16 protein-coding genes are annotated in these 18,015 nt (G+C 67.2%); 14 read left to right on the forward strand and 2 right to left on the reverse strand.

All coding sequences use genetic code 11. The annotated features are described in order from the left end of the window. Positions 1–219: 219 nt before the first annotated feature. The 3 genes from ACHAAJ_RS04770 to rsmD are packed head-to-tail and all read left to right on the forward strand — an operon-like array spanning position 220 to position 3,975. Positions 220–1,191 carry a DAK2 domain-containing protein gene (locus ACHAAJ_RS04770; RefSeq protein ID WP_435726771.1) on the forward strand — a complete coding sequence of 324 codons (972 nt, stop codon included), beginning with the start codon at positions 220–222 and terminating at the stop codon, positions 1,189–1,191. Positions 1,192–1,194: 3 nt separating this feature from the next. Next, positions 1,195–3,363 carry an ATP-dependent DNA helicase RecG gene (locus tag ACHAAJ_RS04775; RefSeq protein WP_435726772.1) on the forward strand — a complete coding sequence of 723 codons (2,169 nt, stop codon included), beginning with the start codon at positions 1,195–1,197 and terminating at the stop codon, positions 3,361–3,363. A gap of 36 nt (positions 3,364–3,399) precedes the next feature. Beyond that, a complete protein-coding gene (gene rsmD, locus ACHAAJ_RS04780) occupies positions 3,400–3,975 on the forward strand; it encodes a 16S rRNA (guanine(966)-N(2))-methyltransferase RsmD (RefSeq protein WP_435726773.1) in 576 nt (191 codons plus the stop codon). Here rsmD and ACHAAJ_RS04785 read toward each other — a convergent pair. Both ACHAAJ_RS04785 and ACHAAJ_RS04790 read right to left on the reverse strand, forming a co-directional pair. Continuing rightward, a complete protein-coding gene (locus ACHAAJ_RS04785; RefSeq protein ID WP_435726774.1) occupies positions 3,937–4,722 on the reverse strand; it encodes a spermidine synthase in 786 nt (261 codons plus the stop codon). The two genes, rsmD and ACHAAJ_RS04785, sit on opposite strands and share 39 nt — an antisense overlap. Beyond that, positions 4,712–5,920: an aminotransferase class I/II-fold pyridoxal phosphate-dependent enzyme gene (locus ACHAAJ_RS04790; RefSeq protein ID WP_435726775.1), complete on the reverse strand. Its 1,209-nt coding sequence runs from the start codon at positions 5,918–5,920 to the stop codon at positions 4,712–4,714. The genes ACHAAJ_RS04785 and ACHAAJ_RS04790 overlap by 11 nt, the downstream gene beginning before the upstream one ends. A gap of 244 nt (positions 5,921–6,164) precedes the next feature. On the opposite strand from ACHAAJ_RS04790, the gene ACHAAJ_RS04795 reads away from it, so the two are divergent. The 11 genes from ACHAAJ_RS04795 (at position 6,165) to wecC (ending at position 17,654) form a co-directional block, all read left to right on the forward strand. After that, entirely contained in the window at positions 6,165–8,084 is a 1,920-nt protein-coding gene (locus ACHAAJ_RS04795) for an NHL repeat-containing protein (RefSeq protein ID WP_435726776.1), read from the forward strand. A gap of 40 nt (positions 8,085–8,124) precedes the next feature. Then, complete coding sequence (gene coaD / locus ACHAAJ_RS04800; RefSeq protein ID WP_435726777.1) at positions 8,125–8,598, forward strand: pantetheine-phosphate adenylyltransferase; 474 nt, start codon at positions 8,125–8,127, stop codon at positions 8,596–8,598. 52 nt (positions 8,599–8,650) lie between these two features. Then, entirely contained in the window at positions 8,651–9,547 is an 897-nt protein-coding gene (gene galU, locus ACHAAJ_RS04805; protein ID WP_435726778.1) for a UTP--glucose-1-phosphate uridylyltransferase GalU, read from the forward strand. 140 nt (positions 9,548–9,687) lie between these two features. Continuing rightward, positions 9,688–10,248 carry a YceD family protein gene (locus ACHAAJ_RS04810; protein ID WP_435726780.1) on the forward strand — a complete coding sequence of 187 codons (561 nt, stop codon included), beginning with the start codon at positions 9,688–9,690 and terminating at the stop codon, positions 10,246–10,248. 2 nt (positions 10,249–10,250) lie between these two features. Further along, positions 10,251–10,454, forward strand: a complete 204-nt coding sequence (rpmF, locus tag ACHAAJ_RS04815) for a 50S ribosomal protein L32 (RefSeq protein ID WP_435726782.1) — start codon at positions 10,251–10,253, stop codon at positions 10,452–10,454. Between the two features lie 9 nt (positions 10,455–10,463). Then, complete coding sequence (gene rnc, locus ACHAAJ_RS04820) at positions 10,464–11,162, forward strand: ribonuclease III (protein ID WP_435726784.1); 699 nt, start codon at positions 10,464–10,466, stop codon at positions 11,160–11,162. Positions 11,163–11,167: 5 nt separating this feature from the next. Then, complete coding sequence (mutM, locus tag ACHAAJ_RS04825; protein ID WP_435726786.1) at positions 11,168–12,121, forward strand: bifunctional DNA-formamidopyrimidine glycosylase/DNA-(apurinic or apyrimidinic site) lyase; 954 nt, start codon at positions 11,168–11,170, stop codon at positions 12,119–12,121. A 66-nt stretch (positions 12,122–12,187) separates the two neighbouring features. Beyond that, positions 12,188–13,285 carry an LCP family protein gene (locus ACHAAJ_RS04830; RefSeq protein ID WP_435726788.1) on the forward strand — a complete coding sequence of 366 codons (1,098 nt, stop codon included), beginning with the start codon at positions 12,188–12,190 and terminating at the stop codon, positions 13,283–13,285. 5 nt (positions 13,286–13,290) lie between these two features. Beyond that, positions 13,291–14,481: a glycosyltransferase family 4 protein gene (locus ACHAAJ_RS04835; RefSeq protein WP_435726789.1), complete on the forward strand. Its 1,191-nt coding sequence runs from the start codon at positions 13,291–13,293 to the stop codon at positions 14,479–14,481. Continuing rightward, positions 14,478–16,307, forward strand: coding sequence for a glycosyltransferase family 4 protein (locus ACHAAJ_RS04840; RefSeq protein WP_435726791.1), 1,830 nt, complete (start codon positions 14,478–14,480; stop codon positions 16,305–16,307). Before ACHAAJ_RS04835 ends, ACHAAJ_RS04840 begins: the two co-directional genes overlap by 4 nt. 114 nt (positions 16,308–16,421) lie before the next feature. Next, positions 16,422–17,654: a UDP-N-acetyl-D-mannosamine dehydrogenase gene (gene wecC, locus ACHAAJ_RS04845; RefSeq protein WP_435726792.1), complete on the forward strand. Its 1,233-nt coding sequence runs from the start codon at positions 16,422–16,424 to the stop codon at positions 17,652–17,654. Positions 17,655–18,015 lie beyond the last annotated feature (361 nt).

The following is an 18,015-nucleotide window of genomic DNA, read 5'->3' on the forward strand; positions in this document are numbered from 1 at the left end:
TTTTTCCCCGCAGATGTCGGGCGCCCGGAATCTCTGCGTACTTCAAGGGAATACCGCCTTCTGGGGTTGTTGCCGATACAGTACGATCCTACGCCGAGGCTGGACGACCCGCCGTTATGCCGAGGACCGAAGGCGCCATGGGATAGGCTATTGGGAGATTTTCCGCACCGGTGTTCCGCCCGATGCGTTGCGTAGCAGCCGGCAATCGATGGGACGGATGTGCAACAGCGATACTCGACCGGAGTCCAGTGTGCGCGGAATTGGCTGAAGACAGCCGAGACGGCGATAGCCAACCACAGTGACCGGCTCAATGCCATCAACGTCTTCCCCGTCCCGGACGGTGACACTGGGACGAACCTGTACGCCACGCTGAAGGTCGCCTCGGATACGGCAGCCCGCAACTCTGCGGAAGACTGGGGCTCGGTATTGGCGGAGGCCGCCAACGCCGCGTTGGACGATGCGCGGGGGAATTCCGGGACGCTGTTCGCGGTCTTTCTCAGCGGATTCGCCGAGCCGCTGCAGGACCGGGGCAGGCTGACCGCGGAACTGCTGTCCGAAGCGCTGGACCGCGGCCAATTGCGCAGCTGGTCCGCGCTGACGGACCCCGTTGCGGGGACCATGCTGTCAGCCATGTCATCCGCGAGCCGGGCCGTTCGCGACGCCAGCGCGGCCACCGTGGACGAGTCCAACGCGTCGCTGGCGTCCGCCGTCGCGGCTGCCATGAGTGGCGCGCGGGAAGCGGTGCTCCGCTCGGAGTCCGAGCTGGGGGCGCTGACGCAAGCGCGCGTCGTCGATGCCGGCGCCGTGGGGTTCCTTTTGCTCCTGTCGAGTCTGTACGCAGCCATCAGCAACCAGCCACTGGAGGACGCGTCCCTGGACACCCTGCACGGCTACCGGATCGACGACCCGCACATCCATGTGGGGCTAACCGGTGACCCCGGGGTGGAGCTGATGTGTTCCATGGTGTTGACCCCGTTCAACGCCGCGACACTGCGCGCCCAACTGGATGAACTCGGCGAATCCGTCATCATGAGCCCGGTGCGCATCGAGGACGACGAACTACACCGGTGGCGCATCCACGTCCATGTTCCGGACGCGGATCTCGCCCTTGAGACCATCCGCCACTACGGGCGCCCGGAGAACCTTACGCTGACGGACCTCTCCGGCGAAGCGCACACGCTTCAGGACTAGCCCGTGGCCCCCACTGAAATCCCTTCCGGTGCCTCCACCCCACTATTGCGGGTGCTTGGACCGAAGACGTCCGCCAGCATCGCACGGGAGCTCCAGATCGAAACCGTCGGCGCGCTGCTGGACCACTTCCCCCGCAGGTATGTCGAACGCGGCGAGCTCACCCGAATCGCGGAACTGCCCTCGGAAGAGCACGTGACGTTGGTCGCGCGCGTGGAACGGGCATCCACCCGCAAGATGCAAAGGCGGAAGGGTTTCCTGACGGAGGTGGTGGTGACGGACGATTCGCAGGAAAGCGGGGGAACGTTGGCCGTCTCCTTTTTCAATTCCCGGAAGGCGGCCGCGGACTTGGTTCCCGGCTGCCGCGTCATGCTGGCCGGACGGGTGACCAGCTACCGGGACGAGAAGACCCTGAGCCATCCGGACTTCGAGATCTTTCCGGCCGAGCGGAGCATCGATCCCGTGGACCTGCGACCCATACCCATCTATCCGGCGACGAAAAGCCTCCCGAGCTGGCGCATCCGCAGGGCCGTGGATGCGCTGCTGGAGCTTCCCGACCTCCGGCAAATGGAGGACCCGCTGCCCGTCGCCGTGCGCGTGGCCGAAAAGTTGGAGCCCCTGGATTCGGCCTACCGGGACATCCACCAGCCCGTTGACCTGCCGTCCGCCCACCGCGCCCGGCACCGATTCCGCTATCAGGAGGCGTTCCTCCTGCAGACGGCGCTGGCCGTCCGTCGGGCCGCACGGCTGGCGCAACCCTCGCGCGCCCGGCCGGCGTCGGCCAACGGCGTACTGGAAGCGTTCGACGCCAGGCTGCCCTTCAGTCTGACAGCCGGCCAAGAAGAGGTCGGGGCGGAGATCTCTGCCGAGCTCGGACGAGAACAGCCGATGAACCGCCTCCTCCAGGGGGAAGTCGGCACGGGCAAGACGGTCGTTGCCCTTCGGGCCATGCTTCAGGTGGTCGACGCCGGCGGGCAGGTCGCTTTCCTCGCACCGACGGAGGTCTTGGCGGAACAACACCTGCGGTCCCTCCGTGATCTGCTCGGCGCACTGGGCGAAGCAGGCACGCTCGGAGCCGCGGACCGTGCCTGCGGCATCGCACTACTCACCGGCTCGATGCGGCAGCAGGCCAAGAAGAAGGTCCTGTTGGACATCGCATCCGGCGGCGCGGACATCGTCGTTGGCACGCACGCGCTGCTCTCGGACACGGTGCGCTTCGCGGAGTTGGGCCTCCTCGTGGTGGACGAACAACACCGTTTCGGCGTGGAGCAGCGGGACGCCTTGCGGACCCGTTCCGAGGTCGTGCCGCATGTGTTGGTGATGACGGCGACGCCCATCCCGCGCACGCTCGCGATGACCGTCTTCGGTGATCTGGAAACGTCCCTGCTGACCGAACTTCCCCAAGGGCGACAGCCGCTGGCAACGCATCTGGTCGCGCTGGCGGAACACCCCGACTGGGAGGACCGGCTCTGGCGGCGTAGCCGCGAGGAGGTCGACGCCGGCCGGCAAGTGTTCGTCGTGTGCCCGCGGATCGGCGACGAGGACGGGGCCCGCGCCGACGATTCGACGGCGTCGGTGACCGCGGTGCTGCAGCAATTACGGGAGCATCCCGCCTTGCGGAGCCGGCGCATTGAGGCGCTGCACGGCGGGATGGACCCGGAATCCAAGGAAGCCGTCATGTTCGGCTTCGGAGCCGGGACGGTCGATCTCGTTGTCGCAACCACCGTGGTCGAGGTGGGCGTCAACGTCCCCAACGCAACGCTGATGGTGGTGCTGGATGCCGACCGGTTCGGCGTCGCACAGCTCCACCAGCTCCGCGGTCGGGTCGGCCGTGGTGCGCACGCCGGAACGTGCCTACTGGTCACCCGGCTTCCGCCGGGGCACGCCAGCCGCGAGCGCCTCGACGTCGTCGCGTGCACGACCGACGGGACGCGCTTGGCCGAATACGACGTCGAGCAGCGCAAGGAGGGCGACATCCTCGGCGCCTCCCAGGCCGGACACGGCAGCACGCTCCGCCTGTTGCGCGTGGTGCGGGATGGACCGTTGATTGAAAAGGCCCGAGGGGCGGCCCGGGAACTGGTTCGGGACGACCCCGGACTGGTGCGCCATCCGGCGCTGGCCGGCGTACTGGAACGCCTCGATGAGGAACGGAAGGACTACCTTGAGCGAAGTTGACGGGCACTATACGCGCCGGGCGGAAAGCGTGGGTCGATGAGCCGGATTATCGCCGGAGCGGCCGGCGGAATCGTCCTGGCCGGGGTCGCGGGCCAAGGCACGCGGCCCACCACGGACCGTGTGAAGGAATCGCTCTTCGCCAAACTCGAGCACTGGGATGCGATGGCCGGCTGCCGGGTGCTGGACCTCTATGCGGGCAGCGGGGCGCTGGGCGCGGAGGCGGCCAGCCGGGGAGCCCGCCGGGTCACACTGGTGGATGTCTCCGCCGCCGCACTGAAGGCGGCCAAGACCAACGCCGCCAAGGTGAACAAGGCTCTGGGCGAGTCCCGGGTGACGGTCGTGAAGGGACGTGCGCCCGGGATCGTGCGCACCCTGGGGGGCAGTTGGGACCTGGTGTTCCTGGACCCGCCCTACCCGCTGGAGGAGGATGAGCTGCGCCGTTGCCTGGACTCGCTCGCGCCGCACGTCGCCGCGGGGGGCGTGGTCGTCGTCGAGCGCTCCTCCCGGTCGCCGGAACCCGGCTGGCCGGCCGGATTGGAACGAATCGACGAGAAACGCTACGGCGAGACCGTCCTATGGTTTGCCGAAGCCGTCGAGGTCGGCGCCGCGTAGTGTGCGGGCGGGGTGCGGACCTGCGGCCGTCACGGCGGCGGCCGTTGCGTCGCTGAACGCGGCGGTGCCGCCGGCCGCAACGATGTTTCCGGGGAAGCGGCCGCTGAACAAGCGCTCTTCGCCAGTGGCCAGTACGTCGGCGAAAGCCAGCTGCAGGTGCCGTATCTGGCCGCGCGCGAAAGCCATGCCCGCGTCGTCCCCCAGATTGACGACCACCATGCCGCCGGTCGTGCACCTCCGTGCGAGCAGGTCGTAAAAGCTCGGGTCGGCGAGATGCGCGGGCGAGTCGGGGCCGGAAAAGATATCCAGGAAGACGACGTCGAAGCAAACACCGGGCTCGAGGTCCTCCACGTAGCCGCGTGCGTCGGCGGTGACGCAATCAATCACGGACTCGGGCGGAAGCGGGGCAACCGAGCGCACGAAGTCGATCAGCTCACGCTCTATTTCTACCACCACTTGGCGCGAGGTAGGCCGCGTGGCCGCGACATAGCGCGGCAGCGTGAGGGCCCCGGCCCCGAGGTGCAGCACCTCCAGCGGCCGCGACGGGGGGAACACCGCGTCGATGAGGCAGGCCACGCGTTGGAGATACTCGTAGAAGATCCGCCCGGGTTCGCCGGGATAGAGGTGAGACTGTTCGGCGTTGCCGACCAGCAACACCAGCGCCTCTGGCTGCAGCGGATCCACGACGATTTCGGCGGTCAGCCCGGACGAGAGCCTGACGCTCCGGCTCGCGTTACTACGCTTCACGCCGTGACCCCCAGTCCTTCAGTGCGGAGGCGGCCGCGGACAGGACCTCGCGCCGCTTGCAGAAGGCGAAGCGTAGCATGCTACCGTATGGCGCCACGTGCCCGGGCAGTACGAACGCGCCGACCGGGATGGCCGCGACACCGCATTGCTGCGGGAGCGCCCGAGCCAGAGGCACCGCATCTCCGACACCCAGCGGCGACGCGTCCGCGATCAGGAAATATCCGGCTTCCGGCGTGTTTACGCGGTATCCCGCCTCGGTCAAGGCATCGGCGAGCAAACGCTTCTTCGCGCCCAGCTCCGCGGCTACGCCGTCGAAATAGGAACGCTCGTAGCCCAGCCCGTGCGCTATGGCGGCTTGGAAGGGCCCGCCAGAGCTGTAACTGAGGAATTGCTTGACCGTTCGGACCGCTGCCACGAGTTCGCGGGGACCGGTGATCCAGCCTACCTTCCACCCGGTCAACGAGAATGTCTTTCCTGCGGATCCTATGGTGAGCGTCCGGCCACGGGCACCGGGGATCGAGGCGACCGGGACGTGTGTTGCCCCGAAGGCCAAGTGCTCGTAAACCTCGTCGCTGACGATGACCGCACCAACCCGCTCGGCCGCCTCCACGATGAGGCGGAGCGCATCCGCGCCCAGCACGGTGCCGGTGGGATTGTGCGGCGTGTTCAGGAACACCATCCGGGTGTCCGGGCCGATCGCGGCCGCGATGTCCTCGGGACGAGGCTGGAAGTCCGGCCACAGCAGCGGAATGGTGCGGTGGATTGCGCCCGCCATGCCGAGCAGCGCGCCGTAGGAGTCGTAGAAGGGCTCGAGCGTGACCACCACGTCACCGGGCCCGACCAGCCCCAGAATGCAGGCGGCTATGCCCTCGGTGGCGCCCGTGGTCACCAGCACCTCGGTGTCCGGATCCACGTCCAGACCGTAGAACCGGTCCTGATGGGCGGCGATGGCTTCGCGCAGAACCGGTAATCCCCGCCCCGGCGCATACTGGTTCAGCCCGGAGGCGATGCCGCGCTGGGCGATCTCCAGGAGTTCCGCCGGGCCGTCACTGTCCGGAAAGCCCTGTCCGAGGTTGATCGCCCCGTGCCGCTGAGCCAGTTCGGTGAGTTCCTCGAAGATGGTGGCGCGCGGCCGGCCGTCCCCGCCCATCAGGTTCGCGCCGATAGCGGCGCGCTCCCACGGTGAGGTTCTTCCCATGGTGATCTCCCTTTCAAGCGTCTGGACCGGTGTCCTGTTGGGTGCCGGAAGCTGGCGTGAGAAGCTGGAGGCAGCCATGAGCACACGTCCAGAAGAGCCTTACCGGGTGCGCCGGCGCACCCTATTGTCCGTCTCATTCTCCACCATCGCGGCCCTGGGCCTTGCGGGATACGCCGCTACCCGGTTTGGTCCGGCTGACGCGCCGGGTGGCGGCGGGGGGCCCGGAACGCCTGAGGGGATCCCGGTGCCGAACACGCCGGGGGAGCACCTGCTGGGCACTCCGATGGAGTCCGTCCTGGTTCCCAGGGCGGCATTCACCAGCAGACGGGAGGGTACCGTCCTGGCCGTTATGGTTGCCTCCGGCGGCCCGGGACGCATCAGTGTCATAGACGTGCGCACGGGCCGTCGCGTCGCCACTCGAGACATCCCGGGGGATGGGGATGGCTCCGTGACGGTGTGGGCGATGGGGGTCGATCCGGCAACCGGGCTGGTGGCATTGGGGACCACCGGCGGGCGGGCCTTCCTGCTGGATCCCGAGACCTCCGAACTCTCCGAACTGCCACGGCCCCCGGCCGAAGAGCCTCCGTTCTTCGAGCGAAGCGTGCCTGTCGGCGACGGCGGCTTCCTCTTCACGAGCTATCCGGAGGGCCGGCTCTACCGCTACCATCCGGAGGGACGGCGGTGGACCGACTATGGGCGTTTCGGCGATGAGAACAGCTACTCGATCGGGTTGGACGTGCGCGGGGACTACGCCTACGTGGGGACCGGAACGGCGGATCCCGCCGTCTTCCGCGTCGGCCTGACCGATGGCGCGGTCGCCAGGATCGACCTGCCCGCGGAGGTCCCCGGCGCCCCCGAGCGGGATTTTGTGTACGACGTCGTCGCCACGGTCAGCCACCTCTTCGCCCGGGTCCAATCGGAGGACGCGGTCTACGTCCGCGACCTGCGCAGCGGACGCTGGGTGGACCGCATCGCGGGCGCGGAACCCGGTCTGGTCGCGACGGAACCGAATGACGGCGTCTACTGGGCCGACTCGGACCAGCGAGTGCGTCGATACGTGGCCGAGCTCCGCGAATCCACCGCCTTGCCGGAGGAATATGCGGTGAGCCAGTTCCGCGGCGGGGCGACATTTGGGCGCGACGGCGGGACAAACGAAGCCCTTCTGGTCACGGTGAACGCTTCGGGCAGAATCCTCGGCTGGGACGCAGGAATCCGTCGCGCGTACTCCCAGTCGGCCGACGTCGCTCCCGGCGCTCTGAGGATCAGGGCGCTCGCTGTTGATCCGGGCGGGCAGATCCTCGTCTCCGCACTCGCGACGATGGACCACGTACGCCACTACGATCCGCGGGCGGGGACCTTCGGCAGGCTCGCCTCCATGGGACAGATCGAGTCCTTCGGCGTCGTCGACGGGCGCGTACTCGGCGGCGGGTATCCGGGCGCCAGCCTCCAGATCCTCGAACCTCGAGACTCCGAAGGCAAGGGCCGCGCGAGCCGGGAAGAGGCGCTACGGATCCCGCAGGGGCAGGATCGCCCGGTCTCCATCGTCGCTGTGGGGCCGGGGATCGCCGCGGTCGCCTCGACTCCGGCGTACGGACAACAGGACGGTGCGCTGTCCATAGTGGATCTGGCGTCCGGGGCCGTCTCGACGTACCGCGGGCTGGTTCCGGGACAATCCCCGCTCTGTCTGGCGGCATCCGGATCGGATCACTTGTACGTCGGGACCGGCGCCGCGGCGGGCCTCGGTGCGGATCCGTCGGAGGAGGACGGCCGCGTCCTCCGAGTGGATGCCGCGGACGGCCGGATCCTGGCATCAACCGTTCCCGCCAAGGGGGACCGGAACATTGCCGCGCTGCTGTTGGACGCCGCAGGCTGGCTGTGGGGCCTCTCTTCCAACTCGGTATTCCGGCTCGATCCCGAAACCCTCGACGTGCTCGCCATCCAGCGGTACTCCGATTTCCGCGACGCCGGTTCCTACGTCACCGGGCGCACGCTCGCGGACGACGGCGGAGCGATCTACGCCTGCGCGTGGGGCGATATCCACCAAATCGACAAGCGCACCCTGGCCCGAACGAAAATCGCCGAGGGGACCCATCTGGTCCGGACCGCTGACGGCGACCTCTACTACAGCCGAGGGGCCAGACTCTACCGGCGCATTCTCGCGTAATGTCCCGCAACGGCGTGCCCGCTCCGGTAGATTTCGCTCCATGAGACGCGCCGTATGCCCCGGTTCCTACGATCCCATCCACAAGGGCCACATCGAGATCATCGCCCGCGCCAGCAACCTGTTCGACGAAGTCATCGTGGCGGTGTCGACGAACCACTCCAAGAAGTACAGGTTCGCGGAGGAGGAGCGGTTGGCCATGGTGCGGGAGACCGTCACGGGCTTGCGTGGCATCAGCGTGGAGCCCATGGGCGCGGGACTGCTCGCGGATTTCTGCCGGGACACCGGCGCAGACGCCATCATCAAGGGCCTCAGGTCGATGACGGATTACCAGTACGAGGTCCCGATGGCGGCCATGAACCGCCATTTGGCCGGCGTGGAAACCGTGTTCCTCACGGCCGACAGCCGGTACACACACTTGTCATCGAGCCTCCTCAAGGAGGTCCACGCCCTGGGTGGGGACGTCGACGAGTATCTCCCGCGCTCCGTTCTCAACCGATTCCGTGCCAGCCGGTAAGGTGCGGTAGCGGGGTTCCGAAATCGTCGCGGGTGTCCAGTAGGCTCAAAACATGAACCAAGCGAAGCGCGTCACCAAAGCCGTCATCCCGGCCGCCGGCCTGGGCACCCGATTCCTCCCCGCCACCAAGGCAATGCCGAAGGAGATGCTGCCCGTCGTCGACGCGCCGGCGATCCAGTACGTTGTGGCGGAGGCGGCCAAGGCCGGATTGAGCGACGTGCTCATGGTGACAGGACGCAGCAAGCGCGCGCTCGAGGACCACTTCGACCGCGTTCCCAGTCTCGAGGCCACCCTCGAGGAGAAGGGCGACACGGAAAAGCTCCGACGCATCCAGGAAGCCACTGCACTCGGCGACATCCACTACATCCGGCAGGGCGATGCCAAGGGCCTCGGCCATGCCGTCCTCTGTGCGCGGCACCACGTCGGCAACGAGCCTTTTGCGGTGCTCCTCGGTGACGACCTGATCGACGAGCGAGACGAGCTGCTCTCCACCATGTTGGATGTCCAACAGAAGACGGGCGGATCGGTGATCGCGCTGATGGAGGTCGACGCCGACAAGATCAGCGCGTACGGTTGCGCCGATGTCTCCGAGGTTCCGGGCGAGGACCATGTCCGTGTCAACGGACTCGTGGAGAAACCCGCGGCAGGGGAGGCCCCGTCGAACCTGGCGATCATCGGGCGGTACGTTCTGCACCCGTCCGTCTTCGACGTGCTGGAGGAAACGGCACCCGGCCGCGGCGGGGAAATACAGTTGACGGACGCGCTGCAGGAGCTGGCCGGCTCGACGGCGGAGGGCGGAGGCGTCCACGCCGTGGTGTTCCGCGGCCGGCGCTACGACACCGGCGACAAGCTCAGCTACATCAAGGCGGTCATCAGCCTCGCGTGCGACCGCGACGACCTGGGTCCGGACCTCAAGCCGTGGTTGAAGGAATTCACCGCCTCGATCTGACACGCCCAGGTTAGGCACGGTTTTGGCTCCGGGGCCGTTCGGGCTAAGATGTAATGTCGGTCTATTGTTCTACGGGAGTTCTCATTAGCGAAAAGCGTTCAGGTCGTACGTCGTCACACGGCATCGATCGCAGATCGCCCTTGGTCTTTCAGGTCAGGGACCTCGGGCGAAGCGCGGGGAGCATGAATACGCTCGAAGAGCAGGTCGCGGCACCGGCTGAGCTGGGCGTTGCGTTGATCGGGGTCAAGGAAGGATCGCCAGTCGATCTGGACCTGCGGTTCGAGGCCGTGCACGAAGGGATCCTGGTATCGGGGGTCGCGTACGTCGGTGTCACCGGCGAATGCGGCCGGTGCCTGGGGCCCATCGCGTACGACCTCGAAGCCGACATTCAAGAGCTTTTCTACTACGAGGGCATGGAAATGCCCGACGAGGAAGAAGCCGAGCAGCACCAGGTTGTGGACGACCACGTCGACCTCGAATCTGTGCTGCGGGACGCAGTGGTGACCGCACTGCCGTTCCAGCCGGTGTGCCGGGAGGACTGCAAAGGCCTCTGTTCCGAGTGCGGGATAAGCCTCAATGAGGATCCGGACCATCAGCATGAGGTGTTAGATCCTCGCTGGGCAGCCCTTTCCGGGCTGGCCGGCACCGCCGCGAACGATGCGGCGACACGTTCAGATTCAGTCGAGAGAGAAGAGAGTTAGCCGTGGCTGTTCCCAAGCGGAAGATGTCCCGCTCGAATACCCGCGCACGCCGGTCCCAGTGGAAGGCCGAAGTGCCCAACCTGGTGAAGACCGTGGAGAACGGCCGCGTCAGCTATAGCCTGCCGCACCAGGCCAAGCTTGTCACCGACTCCGCCGGCACCGCGCTGTTCCTTGAGTACAAGGGTCGCAAGGTAGCAGACGCCTAACCACGTCTGATGCCTGCACAAGAAGAACTTCTGAAGCGTCTCGGGGTCGATATCGACCCCGAGACGCTTCGTCTTGCCCTGACACACCGTTCTTATGCCTACGAGCAAGGCGGCATTCCCACCAACGAGCGCCTCGAGTTCCTCGGGGATTCCGTGCTGGGCTTTTCGGTGACGGACCACCTCTACGGGACCTATCCCGACCTGCCGGAAGGCGATCTGGCCAAGCGCCGTTCCGCCGTCGTCAGCACGCGTGCGCTCGCGGGGATTGCCCGCACCCTGGGGCTCGGTGAGTTCATCCTTCTCGGGCAGGGCGAAATCCTGACCCGCGGGGCGGACAAGGCCTCCATCCTCGCGGACACCATGGAAGCCGTCATCGGGGCCGCGTACCTGAGCCACGGCGTGGAAACGGCACGCCTGCTCGTTCTGCGCCTGGTCGAACCGCTGTTGGCGGAGGTGGACGTACTCGGTGCCGGAACCGACTGGAAGACCGCGATCCAGGAGATCGCCGCGGCCAGGAAACTGGGCGCGATCGATTACGTCATCCGCGGCTCCGGCCCGGACCACGCACGCCGCTTCGAGGCGACGCTGACGATCGGCGGGACACCCTACGGATCCGGCGGGGGACCGTCGAAGAAGGAAGCCGAGCAGGAGGCCGCCAGCGTGTCCTGGAAGATGTTGACCGCGTCCGATGCCGCGGCCTCCGGGTAGGAACCTTGCCTGAATTGCCCGAGGCGGAAGTGGTGCGCCGCGGCCTCGAATCCTGGGTTGCCGGACGCACGATTGTCGCGGTGCACGTCCACGATCCGCGATCCGTCCGGCGCCATGCCGCCGGTCCGGAGCATTTCGCCGCGAACCTGTCCGGTGCGACGGTCACACACGCCGTGCGCCGTGGAAAGTTCCTGTGGATGCCGCTCGAGGGACCCTCGACGCCAACAGCCCTCGTCGCGCACCTCGGCATGAGCGGTCAGCTTCTGGTCGAGGATCCGGAGGCCTCACGCGAGAAGCACCTGAAGGTCCGCGTAGAGCTCTCCGCCGTCCCCGGAATGCCCGGCGAGCTACGTTTCGTCGACCAGCGGATCTTCGGCGGACTCCATCTGTCCGAACTGCGCCCCACCCCGGACGGCGGGCCGGGAGGGCACGGCGATCCCACTCCGCTTATCCCGGCCTCCGCGCTACACATTGCGCGGGACGTCTTGGATCCCGCCTACGGACCCGGAGAATTCCACGCGAGGCTGCGCCGACGCCGGACCCAGATCAAACGGGCAATATTGGACCAGGGACTGGTTTCCGGCGTCGGGAACATCTACGCGGACGAGGCCCTGTGGGCGTCGCGCCTGCACTACGGGCGGTCCACCACGGGCATGCGACCCACCGACTCCGCGCGCCTCCTTGAAGCGTTGCGCACCGTGATGACCAGTGCCCTGCGCGTCGGAGGCACCAGCTTCGACTCGCTCTACGTGAACGTCAACGGAGCATCGGGATACTTCGACAGGTCGCTTAATGCCTACGGCCGGGAGGGACTCGCGTGCCCACGGTGCCTCGAGGCGGGGCGCGACACCTTGATCCGCCGCGAACCCTTCATGGGCCGTTCATCCTTCGGGTGCCCCGTGTGCCAGCGCATGCCCCGTCCGCGTACGGCGCGCCCCGCCGCGACAGCCGCGGGCTAAGCGATTTCACAGCCTGCCCGCGTACCATTGAACGGTTATCTGGAAGTTATCGCTAGGAGTTCGACTGTGCCACGGCCCGAGATCGCGACGCGCTATGTCGCGAGGCATATGGCTGCGCGGCGTCGCAAGCGGACTCGGACGGCGCTCTTTGCCGCTCTCGGCGTCGTCCTGATCGCGGCGATGGTTGCCGGCGGGTACGTCGCGAACCTCGCTTCCCTGTTCAACGACCGTTCCAACATGATCGCCGGGGTTTTTCCGGACGACCAATCGCGCCCTGCCAAGGCCGTGGACGACGGTTCGCGGAACATCCTGCTCCTCGGATCCGACTCCCGCGGCGACGGATTCAACACCGCGGCGAACAAGGGCGAAGCCGGCGAGCGTTCGGACACGATGATGCTGCTCCATATTCCCGAGGACCGCAAGAACATCTACGTCATGTCGATCGTCCGCGACCTCTGGGTGGAGATTCCCGGTCACGGTGAGCGCAAGATCAACGCCGCCCTCAACCTTGGTGGATATCAGCTGGTCGTGGGCACCGTCGAGCAGCTGCTGGATACGAAGATAGACAACGTCGTCTCGATCGACTTCGAGGGCTTCGGAGCGTTGACGCAGGCGCTGGATGGCGTGACGGTCGACAACGCCCTGGCTTTCTGCACAGGACACGCCAATCCGTCGTGCTACGAGTCGGGACCGGTTACCCTGGACGGCACGGCTGCGCTGCGTTATGTGCGCGAACGCAAGGCTTTCTCGGACGGAGACTTCCAGCGCGTAGAGAATCAACAGCGTTTCGTCAAGGGCGTCATGGACCGGTTCCTCAATGCGGAGACGTTGAGCAATCCGGTGCGCATCCATGAAGTCGTTGAACAGTTCTCCGGATTCCTCGCGGTCGACGAGACGTTCGATGCCCAAACCGTCGCCGGGCTCGCACTGCAGTTGCGCAACGTCCGCGGCAGCGACGTGGAGATGTTCACGGTTCCCACGGGACCGCCCGCGGTGGGTCCTGGGGGCGCGGCCATCATCACGCGCGACGACGACGCCCTGGAGGCTCTGCGTGCCGCACTGAAGCGCGACGAGCTGCGGGAGTTCTTGGAGTCCGGCGACGACGGATCCACGGCCCACGTTGGTCGCATTACGGAAGACGCCGTTCGTTCGAGGGGCGCCTGACCGCCATGAGACTCCAACTCCTGACCCATTCCTACTGGCCGGAACACTCGCCGCCCCAGCGGCGTTGGACCGCGCTGGTCGCCCGCTTCCGCGAAGCGGGATGGGAGGTCGACGTCGTGGCGCCCTGGCCCCCGAACGGAGCCGAGGCGGGCATCGGCGCATTCGGGAACCAAAAGGGACCCGCCGGGGAAACGATCCGGCGGTTGCCTGCCGGGAAGGGCGCGGAAACCCGGGTCGGCCGGCTCCTGCGGTTTGCGATGACGGGAGCGACGACGGTGCCGCGTTCGCTGGCGGCACCACGGCCGGACATCATCGTGGTCACGGTCCCATCCCTTCCCAACGTGGCGGCCGGCTGGCTCGCGGCGCGGTTGAGGCGGCGGCTCCTGATCGTGGAGATGCGGGACGCGTGGCCGGACCTGGCCATGGATTCCGGTGTCGCACACCCGGCAGTCAACCGCGCGTTCAAGATGGTGCTCACGTGGTTCCAAAGACAGGCGGATCTGGTGGTCACCGTCACGGACGGCTTCCGCGACCTTCTGACCCAGCGGGGGATCACCGCCGTATCGATCCCCAATGGCGTGGTGGCCGCGGACCTTCCCCGCGTGCCCGCACATGTCCGCGGCGCCGGCCCCCTCAAGGTCCTCTACCTCGGAAACCACGGGGAAAGCCAGGGCTTGGATCTGGTGGTCCGTGCCGCGGCGCTGGCCGGGCAGACCGCTCAGGTCCGGTTTGTTGGCGGCGGGACCATGAAGCCCCACTTGGAGCGGCTCTCCGCGCGGCTGGGGGCCGACGTCGAGTTCCTCGACTCCGTTCCGCCCAGCGGGGTAGCCGCATGCTACGCGTGGGCGGACACCTGTGTGGTGGCACTTCGTTCCGATTGGCCGAGCTTTGAATGGACCATTCCATCCAAGACCTACGAGTTGATCGCCACGGGCAGGCACCTGACGGCGATCGTCCGCGGGGAAGCGGCGGGCATTCTTCGCGCCGCAGGGGTGGGCGACATCGTCGACGCCGATCCGGAGAGCGTGGCCCGGCTGTGGCGCGAACTGTACGAGGATCCCGAACGACTCCAACAGCGCGGTAACGGACTGGACTGGGTGCGGCGGAAGGCGGACCTGTCCCTCGTGGCGGAACATTACATGCGGGTTGCCGAAGACCTCATTGGGCAGGCCCACGGACGAACGGATTCCCGTTGACTCATCACGCACTCCTGGCCGGACGGACGCTGGCCGCCCGCAAGGTGGCCCGCACCGTCCTGCTGGCCAAGAACGCAACGTTGACGGCCCGAACCGTCGTCGATCACCTTTCCGACGATCCCGTGGTGTTGGCGCTGCAGGCCGCGCGCCGGTTCCGCTCGGCTGGACTCGACCGTGTGCTGCGGGTTGCCGCCAACACGATGGGCAACGACGCTTCGGTCGCAAACGCCGTGTTGCGGGCCATCGTGGGCGACGATGAAACCCTCGCGGAGTCCCTGCGAGCGGCCGCGACCACCGATTCCGGAGACCGACGTCGTTGCCGGCTGGCCGACGTGGCCATTGCCGTGGGAAACGTCGATGCCGCGGAGCGGCTGTTGGCGGGGGTCACCGCGGACTACCCGCGCGCCGCGGGCCCGAGGGCACGGCTGCTCTGGTTCACCGGCAACATGACCGGCGCCGTCGAGGAGCTGCAGGGTGCGCAAGGCGGGGCCGCCAAGCTGCGGCGCCGGCTGGAGAGTGAACTGCGCGTGTTCCGCGGTGAGCCGATCCGTGTCCGACGCCGGACTGCCTACGTGCCCACCCCGGAGCGCGCACTGCACGTCTTGACCAACTCGTTGCCGCATACAGGTAGCGGATATGCCCAGCGGAGCCAATCCACCCTTGTGGCGCTTCGGGACCGGGGCTGGGACGTACTGGCTGTCACCCGCATTGGATATCCGGTCCAGGTGGGTCACCTCACCGCCGCGGACGTTGAACACGTGGACGGGATTGCCTATCGCCGGTTGCTTCCTTGGCAATTGGCCGACGGAATGGACCAGCGACTTGCACAGCAGGCCCGGATGCTCGCCCGGGTGGTCGATGAATTCAAGCCCTCCGTGCTTCACACCACCACGCATTTCGTGAACGCGGCCGTTGTTCGCGCCGTAGCGGAGGCCTTTGGTATCCCCTGGGTTTACGAGGTCCGCGGCCAACTCGCCGACACGTGGGCCTCCACGCGGCCGGAATCCTCGCGCGGTTCCGAACGCTACCGGCTGTTCCGGGAGCGGGAGGCCGAATCCGCGGCGTCGGCGGACGCCGTTGTCACGCTGGGTGTAGCCATGCGCGAGGATCTCGTGGACCAGGGCGTGCCGCCGGACAGGATCACCATCTGCCCGAACGCCGTGGGTGAGGCGTTCCTTTCCGAGCCGCGCGCGGCCAAGGAGGCCAGGGTGGTGCTCGGCTTGCCGACGGAGAACGAGTACGTGGGAACGGTCACCAGTGTTGTCGCGTACGAAGGGCTCGACGACTTGGTCGACGCTTTTGGCATCTTGTCGAAGCGCCGACCATCCCTGCGGTTACTGATCGTGGGGGACGGTGCCGCACTCCCGCGGCTCAAGGTCCAGGCGCGGCAGTTGGGCGTGCTGGAACACTGTATCTTTACGGGCCGCGTGCCCCGGGAACTTGCGCCGGTCTACCACCAGGCCATGGATATCTTCGTTGTCCCGCGCAAAGACCTGGACGTCACCCGGGTGGTGACTCCGCTGAAGCCGGTGGAGGCGTCGGCTTCGCGGCGACCGGTGGTGGCCAGCGATCTGCCGGCGCTGGCCGAACTCGTGCGCGACGGCGTCACCGGGGTGCTCGCGGAACCGGGAAATCCCGGCGCCCTCGCCGACACGTTGGATCGGCTGCTCGACGACCCGGGGAAACGGTCGACGCTGGGTGACGCGGGACGTGCATGGGTTCTTAGGGAGCGGACATGGTCGGCGAACGCGGCAAAGTACGCGGCGGTCTATGGACGCATCACGGCGGAACGCACGTCGCACCCGACCGGCCCCGAATCCGGCTAGGCCCGTTCGGGTGCCTATACTGAACATTGACCGGAAGTGCACCCTTGTTTTTCGCGGTCCGATTCGGACTCGCTCGGGGGATCGCGCACAACGTAGAACAGGAAGTTTTAGAGGATGACGGAAATCAAAACGGTCGCAGTGATCGGGCTTGGCTACATCGGATTGCCCACCGCCGCGATCTTGGCGGCGAACGGCCTGACTGTCAAGGGAGTCGATGTCAGCCAGCGCACGGTCGACGCCGTCAACCGTGGCGAGGTGCCTTTTGTGGAGCCCGACCTCGGAACGTACGTCGCCGGTGCCGTCGCCAAGGGGACGCTGAGCGCCTCCCTCGAGACGCCTGCTGCCGACGCGTACATCGTCGCCGTTCCGACGCCGTTCAATGCCGACAAGTCGGCCGACCTCTCCTACATCGAGGCCGCGGCGGACAAGATCGCCCCCCAGTTGCGCGGCGACGAACTGATCATCCTCGAGTCGACGTCCCCTCCCGGGGCCACCCGCCACATGGCGGACCGCCTGCTGGCCGCGCGCCCCGACCTGACGTTGGACGCGCTGAAGGTCGCACACTGCCCCGAGCGTGTGCTGCCCGGCCGCGTCATGATCGAACTCGTGGAGAACGACCGGATCGTCGGCGGAATCACCACGGAGGCCGCGGAGGCCGCCCGGGAGTTGTACTCCACGTTCTGCGTGGGCGAGATCCTGTTGACCGACGACGTCACCGCCGAAATGGCGAAGCTCGTGGAGAACTCCTTCCGCGACGTGAACATCGCATTCGCCAACGAGCTGTCCATCATCTCCGACAAGCTCGGCATCAACGTCTGGGAGCTCATCGAGCTCGCCAACCACCACCCCCGCGTCAACATCCTGCAGCCCGGCCCCGGCGTGGGAGGACACTGCATCGCCGTTGACCCGTGGTTCATCGTGGCCTCCGCTCCGGAGGAGGCCAAGATGATCCGTCAGGCCCGCGAGACCAACGACGCAAAGCCGGGTTGGGTCGTCAACCAGGTGGAGAAGGCCGTCGCCGCCCGGGGCACCAACGCGACCATTGCCGTGCTCGGACTCGCATTCAAGGCGAACATCGACGACCTGCGCGAGTCCCCGGCCATTGGCATCGCGCAGCGTCTGTCCGACGAGTTCGGTGACGCGCGCATCCTGGCCGTGGAACCCCATATTGTGGAGCTTCCCAAGGCCCTCGCGGGCCGGGCCAACGTGGAACTCGTGGACGTGGACTCGGCGCTCGACGTCGCGGACGTCGTCGTGCTGCTCGTGGACCACGACCGTTTCAAATCCGTGCCCGCCACCGCGCTGGCCGGCAAGGATGTTATCGATACGCGGGGGATCTGGCGCTGAGAACCACGCGTTAGTCCGCATACGGAGGGTCGGTCACGCCATCGGCGGGGCCGACCCCACGCATGAGACGGCCCGCAACCGCGGGACCGTGGCGGGTAGCGAAAGGGAAGCATCACCTTGAAGCACTTGGACGAATGCCCGCTGGGCGTCACCGGAGCCGACCCGGTCGCGGTTAGGTATGCCAGGACCGACGAACCCACGGTGGGCGCGGTAGGAGATGTCCCGGACGCAGTGGGAGAGCGGCCCGCGCAGATGCCTGAACCCAGTGCGACGCCCGAATCCAGGGAGGCGTCGATGGACGCCGCACCGGAGGGGCGCCGGCCGGCGCCTCCGTCCTCCCCGGCGACGCGCCCTGATGGCG

Origin of the sequence: Arthrobacter arnarulunnguaqae, assembly GCF_051262515.1 — a bacterium.
Classification (GTDB): Bacteria; Actinomycetota; Actinomycetes; order Actinomycetales; family Micrococcaceae; genus Arthrobacter_N.

What these genes read in the sequence shown, in the direction of transcription:
- galU (WP_435726778.1), top strand. Translation starts at nt 8,651, where the DNA reads ATGAACCAAGCGAAGCGCGTCACCAAAGCCGTCATCCCGGCCGCCGGC.
- wecC (WP_435726792.1), top strand. Translation starts at nt 16,422, where the DNA reads ATGACGGAAATCAAAACGGTCGCAGTGATCGGGCTTGGCTACATCGGA.
- rsmD (WP_435726773.1), top strand. Translation starts at nt 3,400, where the DNA reads ATGAGCCGGATTATCGCCGGAGCGGCCGGCGGAATCGTCCTGGCCGGG.
- ACHAAJ_RS04790 (WP_435726775.1), bottom strand. Translation starts at nt 5,920, where the DNA reads ATGGGAAGAACCTCACCGTGGGAGCGCGCCGCTATCGGCGCGAACCTG.
- ACHAAJ_RS04835 (WP_435726789.1), top strand. Translation starts at nt 13,291, where the DNA reads ATGAGACTCCAACTCCTGACCCATTCCTACTGGCCGGAACACTCGCCG.
- coaD (WP_435726777.1), top strand. Translation starts at nt 8,125, where the DNA reads ATGAGACGCGCCGTATGCCCCGGTTCCTACGATCCCATCCACAAGGGC.
- rnc (WP_435726784.1), top strand. Translation starts at nt 10,464, where the DNA reads ATGCCTGCACAAGAAGAACTTCTGAAGCGTCTCGGGGTCGATATCGAC.